This window comes from Azospirillum sp. A23 (assembly GCF_042938965.1).
GTDB classification, from domain to species: Bacteria; Pseudomonadota; Alphaproteobacteria; order Azospirillales; family Azospirillaceae; genus Azospirillum; species Azospirillum melinis.
In genome coordinates, this window is the sequence record NZ_CP170666.1 from 816,694 (window position 1) to 833,131 (window position 16,438).

Here is a 16,438-nt window from a genome sequence, read left to right on the forward strand (position 1 = left end):
TTGTTTAATAGTGCTGGCGGTGCATGCCTGAGCGGCCGGGACGCTGGTTTTTCCCACCGTCGGCTGGCCAAGAGCGGTACCGATTCCGCTGAAAATATCGGTCGATACGAAGCTGGCGCTTGACCTCGACGATTTTTCCTATTTTCCTATAGACAATTTGTAAATTAAACAGCTGCCGACTGTTATATCCGGGCAGCCGGCGGGAAGCAGCACGTCCCCACCTCACCTGACAAGGAGTTCCCCCATGCAGGGTTTGAGCGATTTCGACCGGATGGTGATGGCGTCCCTCTGCCCCTCGGGCACGCTGGTTCTGCCGCTCCTGCCGCCCGACGGGCAGATTGTAGACCCGGCGGAAGGGATCCGCGGCGATGAGCTTCCGGACCGCGGCCTGCTTCCCCTCGGCCTCGGCATCGTCTCGGCCATTCTCCTGGCATCGCTGGCGGCGCTGGCCTGATCGGGCTGCCGGCCGCTTCCAAACTCTCGAAGGATAAGAAAAAGTGGCGGTTCAGGACCATGACGCATACTGGCACCCCGGTCTGGAAACCCAGAGCCGCGCCGACTGGCGCAAATTGCAGCTCGACCTGCTGAAGGACCATCTGCGGCACGCTTACGAAGGCTCGCCCTATTACCGCGCCGCCTTCGACGCGCAGGGGGTGTCGCCGGGAGACCTGCACACGCTGGACGACCTGCGGCGTTTCCCCTTCCTGGACAAGGCGACCATCCGCGACCGCCAGACCGCGGTGCCGCCCTTCGGCGATCTGGTCGCCGTGCCGGAACGGGAGATCGTCTACATCTCCGCCTCCAGCGGGTCGACCGGGGTGCCGACCGCCTCGCCCTTCACCGCCAAGGATTTCGAGGAGTGGATCGACTATGAGGCGCGGCAGTTCTGGTCGAGCGGCCTGCGCCCGGCCGACCGCTACGCCCATGCGCTGAACTTCTCGCTGTTCGTCGGCGGCCCCTGCGTGCTGGGCGCGCAGAAGCTGGGTGCGCTCAGCATCCATGCCGGCACCCTGCCGTCGGAACGGCTGCTGGCGGTGCTGAACCAGTTCAGGGCGACGGCGCTGTGGACGACGCCGTCCTACGCCTGGCATCTCGGCGAGACCGCCCAGCGCGAGGGCATCGACCCCGCCCGCGACCTCGCCGTCCGCCGCCTGTTCGTGGCGGGCGAGCCCGGCGGCTCGATCCCCGAGACGCGCGAACGGATCGAGGCGCTGTGGGGGGCGGAGGTCTACGATTATTACGGCCTGTCCGACATCTTCGGCTCCTGCGCCGGCATGTGCGTGGAGAAGGACGGGCTGCACTGGGCCGAAGACCATATCCTGGTCGAGGTGCTGAACCCCGAAACCCTCGAACCGATGGCGGAGGGCGAGCGCGGCGAGCTGGTGCTGACCACCCTGCGCAAGCGCGCCCGCCCGATCATCCGCTTCCGCACCGGCGACATCGTGTCGGTAACGACGGAGCCCTGCCGTTGCGGCCGCACCTCCCTGCGGCTGAAGGGCGTGCATGGGCGGCTCGACGACATGCTGATCGTCAAGGGTGTCAACCTGTTCCCCGGCGACGTGGAGGCGGTGGTGCGCCAGGACCCGGTGCTGACCGGCGAATATCGGCTGGTGCTCGACCGGGTCGAGCGGTTGGACCGCTTGACGGTCGAGGCGGAACACACCCAGGGCTTCAACGGCGATCTGGAAGAGCTGCGGGGCCGGCTGCGCCGCCAGTTGAAGGCCGCCACCGGCGTCGGGGCGGAGGTCGCCCTGCTCGCCCCCGGCACGCTGCCCCGTGCCGTCCACAAGGCCAAGCAAATCGACGACCGCCGCCAGCACGTCTGGTCGTGACCCAATCCCCTGACGGAGCCCGCTCCCATGCCGGACACCCATCTTCCCGCCACCGAACAGCTGCCCGACGACCTCGCGCCCGAACACATTGCGCCCGAACACATTGCTTTGGCGGCTGACCGCCTGTTCCTCAACGCCCGCACGCCGCAAAGCTGGTCCGACCGGCCGGTCCCGGTGGAGACCCTGCACCGCCTCTACGATCTGGTCCGGCTGGCGCCAACCGCCTTCAACGGCAGCCCGGCGCGCTTCGTCTTCCTGACCACGCCGGAGGCGAAGGAGCGGCTGCGGCCGGCATTGAGCCGCGGCAACCAGTCCAAGCTGGCGGCCGGCGCCATCGCCATCGTCGCCTATGACCGCCGCTTCTTCGAACATCTGCCGCTGCTGAGCCCGCATTACGACCCCTCGCCGATGTTCGTCGACGAGCCGTCGCTGGCCGAGACCACGGCCTTCCGCAACGGCAGCCTCCAGGCCGGTTACCTGATCCTGGCCGCCCGTCTGCTGGGTCTGAATGCCGGGCCGATGTCCGGCTTCGATGCCGAAGCGGTCGATGCGGAGTTCTTCGCCGACGGCCGGCTGCGCACCAACCTGCTGGTGGCGCTGGGCCATGCCGACGGCCCGCCGTCGCGCCCGCGCGCCCCGCGGCTGGACGCGGCGAAGGCGGTGGTGATCCTTTGAGCCCAACGCCGTAGCGGCCGGCAAATCCCGGCCGAACGGGAGATCGATCATGAGCGTGAACGACACGGCCGCCGCCCTGCCGGCGGCCAACGGCGGAGCCTTGCCAATCGGCGGCGGCCTGCCGTCCAACCTCCTCCTGCGTTTTTCCGCCGCCGCCCTGCTGTGGTTCGCCGCCTCCGGCGTGACGGCCCTGTGGCCCGACGCCGCCGATTCCCAGGAGTGGGAGCGGACCGGCGAGTTCGCCAGCCTGCTGGTGGTCGCCGCCGGGCTGCTGGTGCTTGCCGCCCTGCTGGCCGCGGCGATCCGCCCGGCGCCGCGCAGCCGGCTGGAAGCCGCCATTGCCAGCCTGTCGGCGTCCGTTCCATGGCTGATCGCCCTGGCGCTGGGCGTCACCGGCTGGGAAATCCTGACTGCCAAGCTCAATCTGCTGCCGCGGCCCTTCTTCGTCCCGCCGCAGGCGCTGCTGGAGGTCTATCTCGACGACTGGCCGCGGTTGCTCGACTGCTTCGCCGCGTCGCTGAGGCTGCTGGTCACCGGCTATGCCGTGGGTTCGATCCTTGGCGTGGTGACCGGCGTCGCCATCGGCTGGTCGCGCGCGGTCGGCTATTGGGTCCACCCGGTTCTGCGGCTGATCGGCCCGCTGCCGGCCACCGCATGGCTGCCCATCGCCTTCTTCGCCTTTCCGACCAGCTGGAGCGCCAGCGTCTTCCTGATCGCGCTGGCCAGTGGCGTGCCGGTGACCGTCCTCACCTGGTCCGGCGTGGCCGGGGTCAACAGCGCCTATTACGACATCGCCCGCACGCTGGGCGCCTCCCCGCGCTTCCTGGTGCTGAAGGTCGCCGTTCCGGCGGCGATGCCGCATGTCTTCGTCGGGCTGTTCATGGGGCTGGGCGCCTCCTTCGCCGTCCTGGTGGTGGCGGAGATGCTGGGCGTGAAGTCCGGGGTCGGCTGGTACCTGCAATGGGCCCAGGGCTGGGCCGCCTACGGCAACATGTACGCGGCCCTGCTGGTGATGGCGCTGCTCTGCTCCGGTCTGGTGACGCTGCTGTTCCGCGTCCGCGACCATCTGCTCGCCTGGCAGAAGGGAATGCTCAAATGGTAGCGTTCGAAAACACCGACACTGCCGGCATGACCGCTGGCATGACCATCGACGTGCAGGCGGTCAGCCACAGCTTCGAACTGCATGGCGCACCGCTGCCGGTGCTGGACGGGGTGGAACTGCGGGTGGAGCCGGGCGAACTGGTCGCCCTGCTGGGACCGAGTGGCTGCGGCAAATCCACCCTGCTGCGGTTGGTCGCCGGGCTGGAACCGCCCAGCCGCGGCAGCATCCTGGCCGACGGCCGCCCCATCGACGGTCCCGACCCGTCGCGCGTCGTCGTCTTCCAGGACCCGACGCTCTATCCCTGGCGCACCGTGCGCGACAATGTCGCCCTGGGGCTGGAGGCGCGCGGCCTGCTGCGCTCGCAAGGCCATCGGATCGACAAGGCGCTGGCGCTGGTCGGGCTGACCGGTTTCGAGAAGGCCTATCCGCATCAGCTGTCGGGCGGCATGGCCCAGCGCGCGGCGCTGGCCCGCGCCCTGGTCAACGACCCCCGCCTGCTGATCCTCGACGAACCGCTGGGCAAGCTGGACAGCCTGACCCGGCTGGCGATGCAGAGCGAACTGGTCGATCTGTGGCGCAGTTCGGGCTTCACCGGCCTGCTGGTCACCCACGACATCGAAGAGGCGCTGTTCATGGCGACCCGCGTGATCGTGTTCAGCGGCCGCCCGGCCCGCATCAAGGCCGACCTGCCCATCGACCGCCCCTATCCCCGCCACCGCGGCGATCCGGTCCTGACCGAGCTTCGCCACCGCATTCTCGAACTGCTCGGCCTTGCCGAGACCTGGTGAGGACACCCGACCATGCCCGAAAGCCTCCCACCCATCACAGCCACTCCGAACTTGGAACGCCTGCGCGGCTTCATCGCCGACTTCACCCGGCTGGTGGAGCGGCATGGCGACGACGAGCCCGCCATGCTCGATGCCGGCCGCGCCCTGCTGGCCGGGCTGATCGCCGTCGACGACTGGCTGCCCGACGCCTATGCCCAGCCCGACCCGGTGCATTACCGGCAGTATCTGCTGCATTGCGACCCGTACGAGCGCTTCTCCGTCGTCAGCTTCGTCTGGGGACCGGGGCAGCGGACGCCGATCCACGACCACACCGTCTGGGGCCTCGTCGGCATCCTGCGCGGGGCGGAGCGGTCGCAACGCTACGACCTCCAACCACAGGGCGGCCCGCCCGTCGCCTCTCCGCCCGAAATCCTGAAGGCTGGGTCGGTCGAGGCGGTGTCGCCCCGCATCGGCGATGTCCATGCGATCTCCAACGCGCTGGCTGACCGGCCGTCCATCAGCATCCATGTCTATGGTGGCAACATCGGCGCCGTCCGGCGGTCGGTGTTCGACCCGCTGACCGGCCAGCGCAAGCCCTTCATCTCCGGCTACGCCAACAGCGCCCTGCCCAACCTGTGGGACCGCTCGCAGCCCGTCCCCCACGCCGCCTGAGGATCCGTCACCGCCATGACCGCAGCAGTCACCGCAACCGCCCCGCTCGCCACCCGCAGCCCCGCCGACATCCGCCGCGCCTGGATCGAGCGCGACGAGGTCGCCCTGCTCGACGCCCGGGAGGAAGACCCCTATTCGCTGTCCCACCCGCTGTTCGCCATCTCCGTCCCGCTGAGCCGCGTCGAGTTGCTCGCTTACGACCTGCTGCCGCGGCACGACGTGCCGATCACCGTATATGACGATGGCGAGGGCTATGCCGAGCCGGCCGCCCGCCGGCTCCAGGCGCTGGGCTACGGCGACGTGACCCTGCTGGAGGGTGGCTTGGCCGGCTGGATCGCCGCCGGCTTCGAGGTCTACCGGGACGTGAACGTGCCCAGCAAGGCCTTCGGCGAGTGGGTCGAGCATCATCGCCACACCCCCTCGCTGCCGGCCGCGGAGGTCAAGGCACTGCTCGACGCCAAGGCCGATCTGGTGATCCTCGACGCCCGCCGTTTCGAGGAATACCGCACCATGTCGATCCCCGGCGGCATCAGCGTGCCGGGAGCCGAACTGGTCAAACGCGTCCACGACATCGCTCCCAATCCGGACACGCTGGTGGTGGTCAATTGCGCCGGCCGCACGCGGTCGATCATCGGCACCCAGTCCCTGGTGAATGCCGGCATCCCCAACCGGGTCGCCGCCCTGCGCAACGGCACCATCGGCTGGACGCTGGCCGGGCTGACGCTGGACAGCGGGCGCGAGGGCCGCTTCCCGGAGGTCTCGGCAGACGGCGACGCCGCCGGCCGCCGGGCGGCGCGCGCGGTTGCCGACCGGGCCGGGGTCGGCCGGATCGACGCGAAGACGCTCGACCGCTTCCGCGGCGACGAGCGCCGGACGCTCCATCTCTTCGACGTGCGCACGCCGGAGGAATATGAGGCCGGCCATCTGCCCGGCTTCCGCCACGCCGCCGGCGGACAGCTGGTCCAGGCGACCGACGAGCATGTGGCGGTTCGCGGCGCCCGCATCGTTCTGACTGACGATCCCGCCGGCGGCGGCGGTCCGCGCGCCGACATGACCGCCTCCTGGCTCTCGCAACTGGGCTGGGAAGTGCATGTGCTGGAGGGCGATGTGTCCGTCCTGGGCAGCGAGAGCGGCCCCGACCGCCGCCGCCTGCCGCCGGAACCGGAGGTGGGGGCCGAGACCATCGCGCCGCGCGACCTGCTGGCCCTGCTGGAGAATGGCGAAGCGGCGGTGATCGACATCACCCGCAGCCCGCGCTACCGCGCCGGCCATATTCCGGGGGCGTATTTCTCCACCCGCGCCCGGCTGGCCGGCACCATTGCCCGCCTGCCCAAGGGGGTGCGCCCGGTGCTCACCTGCGGCGACGGCACGCTGACCCGCTACGCCGTCGCCGATTTCACCCTTTCCCATTTGTCTGGCGGGCAGCGTCCGCTTCTGCTGGCGGGCGGCACGAAGGGCTGGGTCGCTGCCGGACTGCCGCTCAGCACGGACCTCGACCGGCTGGGGGGCGAACCCGACGACGTCTACAAACGCCCCTACGAGGGCACCGACAACAGCGCCGCCGCCATGCAGGGCTACATCGACTGGGAGCTTGAACTGGTCGATCAGCTGAAGCGCGACGGCGCCCACAATTTTCACGTCATCTGATGCACCGGATTTGACAGCTCATGACCAAGCCCTTTTCCATTCGGCGGCGGACCCTGCTGGGCACGGCACTGCTTCTCGCCGCCTCGATGCCGCACACGGCACGGGCCGAGGCGACGGAGGTGCGGTTCGCCCGCAATCTCGGCCTCGGCTATCTGCCGCTCTATGTCATGCAGGACAAGGGGCTGGTGGAGAAACAGGCGCGCGCCGCCGGGCTGGGGGAGGTGAAGGCCAGCTACACCCCGCTCGGCAACCCGACGACGATCACCGAGGCGACCCTGTCCGGCAACGCCGATTTCGGCGCGGCCGGCGTGCCCGCCTTCATCATCGCCTGGGATAAGACCAGAGGGAACGCCAACCTGCGCGGGCTGGCGGCGCTGAACGCGCAGCCGGCCTATCTCAACACCAACCGGCCCGAGGTGAAGACCCTCAAGGACTTCACCGAAAAGGACCGCATCGTCGTGCCGTCGGTCCGCGCCTCCTATCAGGCCATCGTCCTCCAAATCGCGGCGGAGCAGACCTTCGGTCCCGGCCAGCATGCGAAGCTGAACTCCCAGACCGTCTCGCTGGCCCACCCCGACGGCACCGCCGCACTGCTGTCCGGCAAGACCGAGATCACCGCCCATTTCACCAGCCCGCCCTTCCAGGACCAGCAGCTGCGCGATCCCAAGATCCACAAGGTGCTGAGCAGCTACGACGTGCTGGGCGGTCCCGCCTCCTTCAGCGCGCTGTGGACCTCCACCGCCTTCCACGACGCCAACCCGAAGCTGACCAAGGCGGTGCTGGCGGCACTTGAGGAATCGGTCGCACTGATCAAGGCCGACCCACAGGACGCGGCGCGCGCCTACATCCGCATCGAGAACTCCAAGCTCGGCGTGGAGGAGGTGGCAGCGATGATCGCGCATCCGGAGATCTCCTACGATCTCACCCCGCGCGGCATCGGCACCTTCACCGACTTCATGGCGCGCATCGGTTCGATCCGCAACCGGCCGACCGACTGGCGCGACCTGTTCTTCGCCGACATCCACGACCGCACCGGCAGCTGAGGTTTCGCCATGCCCCAAACGGAGTTCACCGTCCACCCGGTCTCGCCCACGCTTGGCGCGGAAATCCGCGGCCTCGACCTGTCGCAACCGCTCCGCCCGGCGACGGCAACGGCCCTGGCCGACGCGCTGGACCGCCATCTGGTGCTGGTCTTCCGCGGCCAGACCCTGTCGGACGCCGACCTCGTCCGCGTTTCCGGCCATTTCGGTCCGCTCGACAAGGCGCCGATCACCGAGAACGGGCGGCTGCACGCGCCGGGCCATGAGGAGGTCTACGTCATCTCCAACATCACGGAGAATGGCCGGCCCATCGGCGCGCTGGGGGCGGGAAAGTCGGTGTGGCACGCGGACATGACCTATCTGGAGACCCCTCCCTACGCCAGCAGCCTCTATGCGCTGGAGGTGCCGGCGGAGGGCGGCGACACCGGCTTCCTCAGCATGTTCGCCGCCTATGACGCCTTGCCGGAGGCGCTGAAACGGCGGGTGGAGGGGCTGTCGATCAAGCATGACAGCACCACCAACAGCGGCGGCTATCTGCGTCAGGGTTTCGCCCCGCCGACCGATGTCGCCACCTCGCCCGGCACGGTGCATCCGCTGATCATCTCCCACCCGGTGACGGGTGCCAGGGCATTGCTGCTGGGCCGCCGTCCCCATGCCCACATCTCCGGCCTATCCGTGGCGGAGAGCGAGGCGCTGCTGGATGAAATCTGGGCGGCGGCGGTGCGCCCGGAGCTTGCCTGGCACCACCGCTGGCGGGTCGGCGATCTGGTGATGTGGGACAACCGCTGGACCATGCACCGCCGCGACCCCTTCCCCGACGACCAGCGCCGCCGCATGCACCGCACCCAGATCGCCGTGCCGGCGGATCGTCGGCAGGACCCGCGGCGGACGGTGGCCGCATGACCGTCATCGCCGCCTTGCGTCCGCTGGCGAAGGCACCGGTGGAGGCCCTGGCCCGCGTGCGTTTCGTCCTGACCGACATGGACGACACCCTCACCCACCGGGGCCGCCTGTCCGCCCGCACCTACGACGCCTTGGAACGGCTGCGCGATGCCGGAATTCCGGTCCTGCCGGTCACCGCCGCCCCGGCGGGCTGGGCCGACCAGATGGCGCGCATGTGGCCGGTTGACGGGGTGATCGCCGAGAATGGCGGCCTGTTCCTGCGCCGTAACGCAGATGGCGATGTCGAGCACCGCTATTGGCACGGGGAGGAGGAGCGGACGGTGGCCGCAAGGCGGCTGGAGCGGTTGCGGCAGGCCATCCACGCCGTTTTGCCCGAGGTGAAATTGGCAAGCGACCAGCCCTTCCGCCTGTGCAGCCTCGCCTTCAGCCTGCCCTCCGATCCCGCCTTGCGAACGGCGCTGGTCCGTCACTTCCGCAACGCCGGAGCGGAGGTGACGGTCAATTCCCTATGGGTGCTCGGCTGGTTCGGCGGCTACGACAAGCTTGGCATGGCGCGCCGGGTGATGCGCGAGGTTCATGGCCTCGACATCGACGCCGCACCGGAGACCGTCGCCTATGCCGGCGATTCGGTCAACGACGCACCAATGTTCGCCCATTTCCCGACCTCCGTCGGCGTCAGCACGGTCATCGACTTCCTGTCCGACATTCCCCGGCCGCCGGCCTGGATCACGCGCGGCCCCGGCGGCGACGGCTTCGTCGAGCTGGCCGACGCGCTGCTGGCGGCTCGGACCCCATCCCCCCTTTTCCCGGAGCGCCGCTCCGCAGGAGACCATCATGAGCCTTGATCGACCGTTCTCCCTGTCGCGCCGCCATGCTCTCGGCCTCGGTGTCGGCGCGCTCGCCGCCGGGCTCGCGCCCCTGCGGCCGGCGAATGCTGCCATTCCCGCTGGCACCGTGCTGAAGGTCGGTGACCAGAAGGGCGGCGTCCAATCGGTGATCGAGGCCGCCGGGCTTCTGGCCGACCTGCCCTACCGCATCGAATGGAGCCAGTTCCCGGCCGCCGCCCCCCTGCTGGAGGCGCTGAACGCCGGCGCCATCGAGGTCGGTTATGCCGGCGACGCGCCGACCACCTTCGCGCTGGCCGCCGGCACCTCGGCCAAGATCATCGGCGCCGTCCGTTCCAACCCGCAGAGCACCACCATCCTGGTGCCGGGCGCCTCCCCCATCCGCAGCGTCGCCGACCTGAAGGGCAAGACCATCGGCACCGGGCGCGGCTCCATCGGCCATTACCTCGTGCTGGCGGCGTTGAAGGCGAACGGGCTGAAGCCGGACGACGTGAAAATCGCCTTCCTGCTGCCGTCGGATGCCAAATCGGCGCTGGCCGCCGGCTCCATCGACGCCTGGTCGACCTGGGGCATCTATGTGTCGCAGGCGCTGCTGGTGGACGGTGCCCGCGCGGTCGTCACCGGCACCGGCCTGATGAGCGGCCTGTCCTATCAGTCCGCCACGCTGGAGGCGATATCCACCAAGCGTGAGGCGTTGACCGACCTGATCCGCCGCTTCGCCGCCGCCCGGCTGTGGGCGCTGGAGAACAGCGACGCCTATGCCGGCATCTGGGCCAGGACGGTCGGCGTCGATCCCGCCATCGCCCGCCACACCTTCGGTGTCGAGCGGGCGCGGCCGGTCGCCATCGATGCCTCGGTCATCGCCGACCAGCAGGAGACATCCGATGTCTGGCGCGAGTTCGGCATCATTCCCAAGCGGCTGGACGCGGCGGCGATCTTCGATCCCGGCTTCAACAGCGCGCTGCCGGCCTGACGGCGGCGAACCGCAGGAAGGCGATGCGGGATGGCGATGCTTCCGACCAACCTCGACATGGATGTGCTGCGGGCGCTGGTGATCGCCATGGAGCATGGTGGCTTCGCCCGCGCCGCCGAACGGCTGGGCCGGACCCAATCGGCGATCAGCCTGCAGATGAAGAAGCTGGAGGAGCAGGTCGGTCAGCCGCTGTTCCGCAAGGCCGGCCGCACAGTGGCGCTGACCGATGCCGGCGACCTGCTGCTGGGCTATGCCCGCCGCATCGTCGCCCTGAACGACGAGGCCCTGTCGGCGGCCCGCGGCCGGGCGATGGACGGCACCGTGCGGGTCGGCTTTCCCCAGGATCTGGCGGAACGCTGGCTGCCATCCGTGCTCGGCTCCTTCCACCGCGCCCATCCCCGCATCCATGTCGAGGCCCAGGTCGGCCGCGGGCGCGAACTGCGCGAGCGGGTGGCGCAGGGTGCGCTCGACCTTGCCCTGGCCTTCGGCGAGATCGGTGGCGATTCCGCAAAAACGACGACCGGAGCGGCCACCCTGGCCCATCTGCCGGTGGCCTGGGTTGCGCCGGACGGCTTTCGCGCCGACCGGGAAAGCCCCTTGCCGCTGGCCCTGCTCGACGCACCCTGCATGTTCCGCCAGCACGGCATCGAGCGGCTGGACGGTGGTGGGCGCCCCTGGCGCATCACCTTCACCAGTCCCAGCCTGTCCGGCCTGTGGGCGGCGGTGGAGGCCGGGCTGGGCGTCACGATCCGCACGCCGCTCGGCCTGCCCGACACGCTGGCCCCCCTCGAGCCGCATCATGACCTGCCGGAACTGGGCTCGGTCCCGCTGGAACTGCATCGCGCGCCGTCCGCCGCCAATCCGGCGGTCGACCGTCTGCACGGGATCCTGGCGGACTCGCTGGCCGCGGTTCTGCGCGACGCGGGCGCACATTAATAACAAAAAATTCACGTTACTTAAGTTTTTCTCAACAGTGTAGTTTGTGTTTTTTGTTTTTCCTATTCACGCAATAGGAATAGGCTTTCTCCCGTAGCCACCGCAACAGACCGGCCTCGGGAGGGATCATGACGGCAGCCACCGCGACCCAACGGACGGGAACCCGATCCCGGAGATGGACGCGTTCGGCAGGGACGCTTCCGGCGGGTCTGCGCCGCTGTGCGGTGCCGCTGGCGCTGCTGGTCCTTTGGCAGGCCAGCGTCGGGCTGGGCTGGATTTCCACCCGCACCATCCCCTCGCCCAGCCAGATCCTGACCGCCTTCTGGGATCTGACGGTCAGCGGCGAACTGGCGGTGCATCTGCTGGTCTCGCTCGGCCGGGTCAGCGCCGGGCTCGCCATCGGCGTGTCGGCCGGCACCGTCTGCGCGCTGATCGCCGGCCTGTCGCGCCGGGGCGAGGATGCGCTGGACGCGCTCCTGCAAATGCTGCGCACCCTGCCCCATCTGGCACTGGTGCCGCTGTTCATCCTGTGGTTCGGCATCGGCGAGACGCCGAAGATCGCGCTCGTCGCGCTCGGCACCGCCTTCCCGATCTACCTGAACCTGTTCGCCGGCATCCGCACCGTCGACGCCAAGGTGGTGGAGGCGGTCTCCACCCTGGGCCTGACAAGGGGGGAGCTGATCGCCCAGGTCATCCTGCCCGGCGCCCTGCCCGCCTTCCTGACCGGCCTGCGCTATGCGCTCGGCGTCGCTTGGCTCAGCCTCGTGGTGGGCGAGCAGATCAACGCCTCCAGCGGCATCGGTTATCTGGCGATGACGGCGCGGGAGTTCCTGCGCACCGACGTGATCATCGTCGCCCTGATCGTCTACGCCATCCTTGGCCTGCTCGCCGACCTGATCGTCCGCGTCATCGAACGCAGGGCGCTGGTCTGGCGCCCGGCCTTCATCAAGGAGTGACCCTCCATGAGCCACACCCTTTCCCGCATCGCCGCCTCCCAGTCCACAATTGGCAAGCCTGTCGTCAGCGTCCGCGGCCTCGTCCGCAATTTCGGCAACGGTAATGTGCTGGACGGCCTGTCGCTCGACCTACAGCCGGGCTCCTTCACCGCGCTGCTCGGCCGCTCCGGCTGCGGCAAGTCCACGCTGCTGCGCACCCTGGCCAAGCTGGACCCGGCGCCGGAGGGCACCGTGCAGTTGCCGGAAGAGCGCGCCGTGGTGTTCCAGGAGCCGCGGCTGGTGCCCTGGATGCGGGTGCTGCGCAACGTCACGCTGGGCCTGCGCCGTCCCGATGCCGAAGCCCGCGGCCTTGCAGCATTGGCGGAGGTCGGGCTGTCCCATCGTGCCCGTGCCTGGCCGCTGACCCTGTCGGGCGGCGAGGCGCAGCGGGCGGCGCTGGCCCGCGCCCTGGTCCGCGAACCGCGCCTGCTGCTGCTCGACGAGCCCTTCGCGGCGCTGGACGCCCTGACCCGGATGCGCATGCAGGGTCTGGTGGAGACGCTGTGGCGCGCCCATGCCCCCGCCATCCTGCTAGTGACCCATGACGTGGACGAGGCGCTGCTGCTGGCCGACCGCGCCGTGGTGATGGCGGACGGCAGGATCGCCGCCGATATCCCGATCCCCCTCGCCCGCCCGCGCCGCCACGGCGACCCCGGCTTCATCGCGCTGCGCTCCCGCCTGTTGGCCGAGCTTGGCGTCGACGAGGAGCATCTGGCCGCACGGGAACCGCAGCGCACCGACGCCAGGGAATCCGACGCCAGGGCAGCCGGTGCAAGGCCCGGCGGTTACGGCCTGCCCGCCGGTGCCGCCGCAGCGCCCAGCCTCTGACCCTCGACGCCGACGGACCCGCCGCCATGACGACCGATAATCTCCGCCTCCCCTCGCCCCCGTTCGGCCGCCGCAGCCTGTTGCGCGGAGCCTGCGGCGCCCTGGCGCTGGGCACCCTGCCCGGCCTTGCGCAGGCCGCCTCCGGCCCGGCCTCTGAAACCGTCCTGCGCATCGCCGACTACAAGGCGCTGGACGGGCTGGCGCTGGAAGCGTCCGGCAATGCCGGGTCCAGCTTCCGGTCACAGTTCGCCGAGTTCGCGTCGGGCAACCTGATCGTCGAGGCGATCAATGCCGGCTCCATCGACGTCGGCTCCAGCAGCGAGATCCCGCCAGCCTTCGGCATCGCCGCCGGTGCCCGCCTGTCCATCGTCGCCGTGGTCAAGGACGACGTGAACTGGCAGGTGGTGCTGGTGCCGCCCGGCAGCCCGATCCAGTCTGTCGCCGATCTGAAGGGCAAGCGCGTCGGCTATGTCCGCGCCACCACCACGCAGTACTATCTCGCCAAGATGCTAGGCGAGGCCGGGCTGCGCTTCACCGACATCCAGGCGACCAGCCTGACCCCGTCGGAAGGACAGGCCGCCTTCGAGCAGGGCGCGCTCGATGCCTGGGCGATCTACGGCTATTCGGTGCCCTTCGCCATCAAGAAGGGCGCGCGGGTCCTCGTCACCTCCAACGGCTACCTGTCGGGCAACTACCTGTATCTCGCCTCGCCCGACGCGCTGGCCGATCCGGGCAAGTCCGCCGCCATCGGCGACTATTTCCTGCGGCTGCGCCGCGCCTTCGCCTGGCGCGCCACCAATCTGGAGCGCTGGGCCCAGGTCCATTCCACCGCCATCGGCGTGCCGGTCGAAACCGACCTGGAAATCCTGCGCAAGAATTCCCGCCAGCGCGATCTGGCGCCGATCACCGATGCCGACATCGCATCCGCCCAGAACGTCGCCGACACCTTCCACCAGTTGGGCGTCCTGCCGAAGCGCATCGACATCGCCCCGGCCTTCGACCGCCGCTTCACCGACATCCTGTCGCGTCCGCTCAGCTGACCGGCACGGCTTTGCAAAAAAGCCCTTTCCCGAATCCCGCCACGCACAAGAAGGGACCATCGCCATGACCGCCTCCCACAGCGCCTCCGCCCATCCGCTCCGCTTCGTCGGCTTCGTCGGCAACCACAATGCGTCGGAGATCATCCCGCGCCAGGGTCCGGTGGTGGACCGCGACTACATCGAGACGGTCGCCAAGGCCCATGAGCTCGGCGGCTTCGATTCGGTGCTCCAGGCCTTCCATGCCGATGCGCCGGACAGCCTTCAGGTCAGCCAGCACATCACCAGCGTCACCGACCGGCTGGGCGTGCTGATCGCCCACCGCCCCGGCTTCCAGGCGCCGACCATCCTCGCCCGCCAGCTCGCCACGCTCGACCAGTTGAGCCGCGGCCGTGTCGCCATCAACGTCATCACCGGTGCCGAGCGAAGCGAGCTTGCCCGCGATGGAAACATTGTGGACGACAAGGACGACCGCTATGCCCGCACGTCGGAATTCCTCGACATCGTCCGCGCCGAATGGACCAGCGACAAGCCCTTCGACTATCAGGGCCGCTTCTATCAGGTCGAGAAAGCCTTCTCCCAGGCGAAGCCCTACAACGCGTCGGGCATCCCGGTGTGGATCGCCGGCGCCTCCGCCGCGGCCGTGGAGGTGGCGGGACGCCACGCCGACACCTATGCGGTGTGGGGGGAGACCCACGATCAGGTGCGCGAGCTGCTGGCCCGCGTGCGCGCCGCCGTCGCCAAGGCGGGTCGTCCGCAGCCGGCCTTCAGCCTGTCGCTGCGCCCGATCCTGGCCGAGACCGAGGACGCCGCCTGGGCCAAGGCCGACGCCATCTATGAGAAGGCCAAGGCGCTGCTGGAGAAGACCGGATTCACCCGCGGCGACCTGCCGAACAACGAGGGCGCCCGCCGCCTGCTCGCCATCGCGGACAAGGGCCACCGCCACGACAAGCGCCTGTGGACCGCCATCGCCGCCCTGACCGGGGCGAAGGGCAACTCCACCTCGCTGGTCGGCACGCCGGATCAGGTCGCCGACGCCCTGCTCGACTATTACGACATCGGCGTCACCACCTTCCTGATCCGCGGCTTCGACCCGCTGCCCGATGCCATCGCCTATGGCCGCGACCTGCTGCCGCGCGTCCGCCAGCTGGTCGCCGAGCGCCAGCGCGCTCAGGCGGCCGCGGCGGCGGTCGCGGCGGCGGTCGCGGCGGAGTAAGCGCAAGGTGGCGGTCCGCTCCCCGGTCATCCTCAACCAGCTGGGCACCGCGGTGGGGGAGCGGATCGCCGCCCACCCCTCGCGCCCCACGGTGCTGGACCATCGGGCCGGCCACGCCCCCTGGGATTTGCCGGCCGGCGTCGAGGTCCTGCTGACCCGTCCGCTGATCGGCTGGGAGGCGGCCCCCGCCGCCCCTCCTCCCGGCTGGGGTAACGGCTTGCGCTGGATCGAGTCGGCCTCTACGGGCATGGACTTCTACCCGCCCTGGCTGCTCGACGGCGCCCCGGTCGTCACCTGCGCCCGCGGCGTGTCGGCGGTCGCCATCGCCGACTACGTGATGACGGCAATCCTGAGCGTCGAGAAGCGGTGGGACGCCATCCGCCTCACCGGACCGGAGGACTGGCGGCGCGAGACGCTGGGCAGCCTGTCCGGCAAACGGCTGGGACTTGCCGGCTTCGGCGCCATCGGCCGGGCGGTGACCGAGCGAGCGCTCGCTTTCGGGATGACCGTCGGGGCGGTGCGCCGCTCGGGCTGGGCCGAACCGGAACCGGGCGTCGAACCGTTCGGCCGGCTGGAGGATTTGGCGGCGGTCAGCGACCATCTGGTGCTCGCCCTGCCGCTGACCGCCGCCACCCGCGGGCTGGTGAGCGCCGACCTGCTGGCGCAGGCCAAGCCGGGGCTGCATCTGGTCAACGTCGCCCGCGGCGCGCTGGTCGATCAGGACGCCCTGCTCGCCGCCATCGACAGCGGCCGGCTCGCCAACGCCACGCTGGACGTGACCGACCCCGAACCGCTGCCCGCCGGCCACCCCTTCTACAGCCATCCCGCGATCCGGCTGACGCCGCATGTCTCGTGGTCCGCCCCGGACTTCGACCGGCGGCTGGCCGACCGCATCCTCGCCAACCTCGACGCCTACGCGCGCGGCGAACCGCTGCGCGACGTGGTGAACGCCGCCACCGGCTACTGACCC

General features: G+C 69.8%; 17 protein-coding genes. All 17 read left to right on the forward strand.

All coding sequences use genetic code 11. From position 1 onward, the window contains the following. Positions 1–244 precede the first annotated feature (244 nt). The 17 genes from ABNQ40_RS12565 to ABNQ40_RS12645 all read left to right on the forward strand — a co-directional run bounded on the left by ABNQ40_RS12565 (position 245) and on the right by ABNQ40_RS12645 (position 16,435). The gene (locus ABNQ40_RS12565) at positions 245–454 is read left to right on the forward strand and encodes a hypothetical protein (RefSeq protein ID WP_109051652.1); all 210 of its coding nucleotides are present in this window, start codon (positions 245–247) and stop codon (positions 452–454) included. A 43-nt stretch (positions 455–497) separates the two neighbouring features. Beyond that, positions 498–1,832, forward strand: coding sequence for a phenylacetate--CoA ligase family protein (locus ABNQ40_RS12570; RefSeq protein ID WP_391346709.1), 1,335 nt, complete (start codon positions 498–500; stop codon positions 1,830–1,832). 27 nt (positions 1,833–1,859) lie between these two features. Next, positions 1,860–2,507 carry a malonic semialdehyde reductase gene (locus ABNQ40_RS12575; protein WP_109051654.1) on the forward strand — a complete coding sequence of 216 codons (648 nt, stop codon included), beginning with the start codon at positions 1,860–1,862 and terminating at the stop codon, positions 2,505–2,507. Between the two features lie 49 nt (positions 2,508–2,556). Further along, positions 2,557–3,609: an ABC transporter permease gene (locus ABNQ40_RS12580; RefSeq protein ID WP_109051655.1), complete on the forward strand. Its 1,053-nt coding sequence runs from the start codon at positions 2,557–2,559 to the stop codon at positions 3,607–3,609. Next, positions 3,603–4,397, forward strand: a complete 795-nt coding sequence (locus ABNQ40_RS12585; protein WP_391346713.1) for an ABC transporter ATP-binding protein — start codon at positions 3,603–3,605, stop codon at positions 4,395–4,397. Before ABNQ40_RS12580 ends, ABNQ40_RS12585 begins: the two co-directional genes overlap by 7 nt. A 12-nt stretch (positions 4,398–4,409) precedes the next feature. Then, positions 4,410–5,048: a cysteine dioxygenase gene (locus ABNQ40_RS12590; protein ID WP_109051656.1), complete on the forward strand. Its 639-nt coding sequence runs from the start codon at positions 4,410–4,412 to the stop codon at positions 5,046–5,048. Between the two features lie 15 nt (positions 5,049–5,063). Continuing rightward, entirely contained in the window at positions 5,064–6,695 is a 1,632-nt protein-coding gene (locus ABNQ40_RS12595; protein ID WP_109051657.1) for a rhodanese-like domain-containing protein, read from the forward strand. Positions 6,696–6,715: 20 nt separating this feature from the next. Next, positions 6,716–7,738: an ABC transporter substrate-binding protein gene (locus ABNQ40_RS12600; protein WP_391346716.1), complete on the forward strand. Its 1,023-nt coding sequence runs from the start codon at positions 6,716–6,718 to the stop codon at positions 7,736–7,738. Between the two features lie 9 nt (positions 7,739–7,747). After that, positions 7,748–8,638 (forward strand): TauD/TfdA dioxygenase family protein, encoded by an 891-nt coding sequence (locus ABNQ40_RS12605; RefSeq protein ID WP_391346719.1) that lies wholly within the window; start codon positions 7,748–7,750, stop codon positions 8,636–8,638. A 14-nt stretch (positions 8,639–8,652) separates the two neighbouring features. Next, complete coding sequence (locus ABNQ40_RS12610; RefSeq protein ID WP_109491161.1) at positions 8,653–9,483, forward strand: HAD-IIB family hydrolase; 831 nt, start codon at positions 8,653–8,655, stop codon at positions 9,481–9,483. Then, the gene (locus tag ABNQ40_RS12615; protein ID WP_109051660.1) at positions 9,473–10,456 is read left to right on the forward strand and encodes an ABC transporter substrate-binding protein; all 984 of its coding nucleotides are present in this window, start codon (positions 9,473–9,475) and stop codon (positions 10,454–10,456) included. The genes ABNQ40_RS12610 and ABNQ40_RS12615 overlap by 11 nt, the downstream gene beginning before the upstream one ends. A gap of 30 nt (positions 10,457–10,486) precedes the next feature. Beyond that, complete coding sequence (locus tag ABNQ40_RS12620; protein WP_109051661.1) at positions 10,487–11,392, forward strand: LysR substrate-binding domain-containing protein; 906 nt, start codon at positions 10,487–10,489, stop codon at positions 11,390–11,392. A gap of 128 nt (positions 11,393–11,520) precedes the next feature. Beyond that, on the forward strand, positions 11,521–12,348 hold the full coding sequence (locus ABNQ40_RS12625; RefSeq protein ID WP_109051662.1) for an ABC transporter permease subunit: 828 nt from the start codon (positions 11,521–11,523) through the stop codon (positions 12,346–12,348). A gap of 6 nt (positions 12,349–12,354) precedes the next feature. Further along, positions 12,355–13,215 carry an ABC transporter ATP-binding protein gene (locus tag ABNQ40_RS12630; RefSeq protein ID WP_109051663.1) on the forward strand — a complete coding sequence of 287 codons (861 nt, stop codon included), beginning with the start codon at positions 12,355–12,357 and terminating at the stop codon, positions 13,213–13,215. 26 nt (positions 13,216–13,241) lie between these two features. Continuing rightward, positions 13,242–14,255: an ABC transporter substrate-binding protein gene (locus ABNQ40_RS12635; protein WP_109051664.1), complete on the forward strand. Its 1,014-nt coding sequence runs from the start codon at positions 13,242–13,244 to the stop codon at positions 14,253–14,255. 64 nt (positions 14,256–14,319) lie between these two features. Then, complete coding sequence (locus tag ABNQ40_RS12640; protein ID WP_391346723.1) at positions 14,320–15,468, forward strand: LLM class flavin-dependent oxidoreductase; 1,149 nt, start codon at positions 14,320–14,322, stop codon at positions 15,466–15,468. 7 nt (positions 15,469–15,475) lie between these two features. After that, positions 15,476–16,435, forward strand: a complete 960-nt coding sequence (locus ABNQ40_RS12645) for a D-isomer specific 2-hydroxyacid dehydrogenase family protein (RefSeq protein WP_391346726.1) — start codon at positions 15,476–15,478, stop codon at positions 16,433–16,435. Positions 16,436–16,438 lie beyond the last annotated feature (3 nt).

Bases quoted from the DNA above. Each gene is read 5' to 3' on its own strand.
- ABNQ40_RS12565 (WP_109051652.1), top strand. From the start codon at position 245: ATGCAGGGTTTGAGCGATTTCGACCGGATGGTGATGGCGTCCCTCTGC.
- ABNQ40_RS12575 (WP_109051654.1), top strand. From the start codon at position 1,860: ATGCCGGACACCCATCTTCCCGCCACCGAACAGCTGCCCGACGACCTC.
- ABNQ40_RS12580 (WP_109051655.1), top strand. From the start codon at position 2,557: ATGAGCGTGAACGACACGGCCGCCGCCCTGCCGGCGGCCAACGGCGGA.
- ABNQ40_RS12585 (WP_391346713.1), top strand. From the start codon at position 3,603: ATGGTAGCGTTCGAAAACACCGACACTGCCGGCATGACCGCTGGCATG.
- ABNQ40_RS12590 (WP_109051656.1), top strand. From the start codon at position 4,410: ATGCCCGAAAGCCTCCCACCCATCACAGCCACTCCGAACTTGGAACGC.
- ABNQ40_RS12595 (WP_109051657.1), top strand. From the start codon at position 5,064: ATGACCGCAGCAGTCACCGCAACCGCCCCGCTCGCCACCCGCAGCCCC.
- ABNQ40_RS12600 (WP_391346716.1), top strand. From the start codon at position 6,716: ATGACCAAGCCCTTTTCCATTCGGCGGCGGACCCTGCTGGGCACGGCA.
- ABNQ40_RS12605 (WP_391346719.1), top strand. From the start codon at position 7,748: ATGCCCCAAACGGAGTTCACCGTCCACCCGGTCTCGCCCACGCTTGGC.
- ABNQ40_RS12615 (WP_109051660.1), top strand. From the start codon at position 9,473: ATGAGCCTTGATCGACCGTTCTCCCTGTCGCGCCGCCATGCTCTCGGC.
- ABNQ40_RS12620 (WP_109051661.1), top strand. From the start codon at position 10,487: ATGGCGATGCTTCCGACCAACCTCGACATGGATGTGCTGCGGGCGCTG.
- ABNQ40_RS12625 (WP_109051662.1), top strand. From the start codon at position 11,521: ATGACGGCAGCCACCGCGACCCAACGGACGGGAACCCGATCCCGGAGA.
- ABNQ40_RS12630 (WP_109051663.1), top strand. From the start codon at position 12,355: ATGAGCCACACCCTTTCCCGCATCGCCGCCTCCCAGTCCACAATTGGC.
- ABNQ40_RS12635 (WP_109051664.1), top strand. From the start codon at position 13,242: ATGACGACCGATAATCTCCGCCTCCCCTCGCCCCCGTTCGGCCGCCGC.
- ABNQ40_RS12640 (WP_391346723.1), top strand. From the start codon at position 14,320: ATGACCGCCTCCCACAGCGCCTCCGCCCATCCGCTCCGCTTCGTCGGC.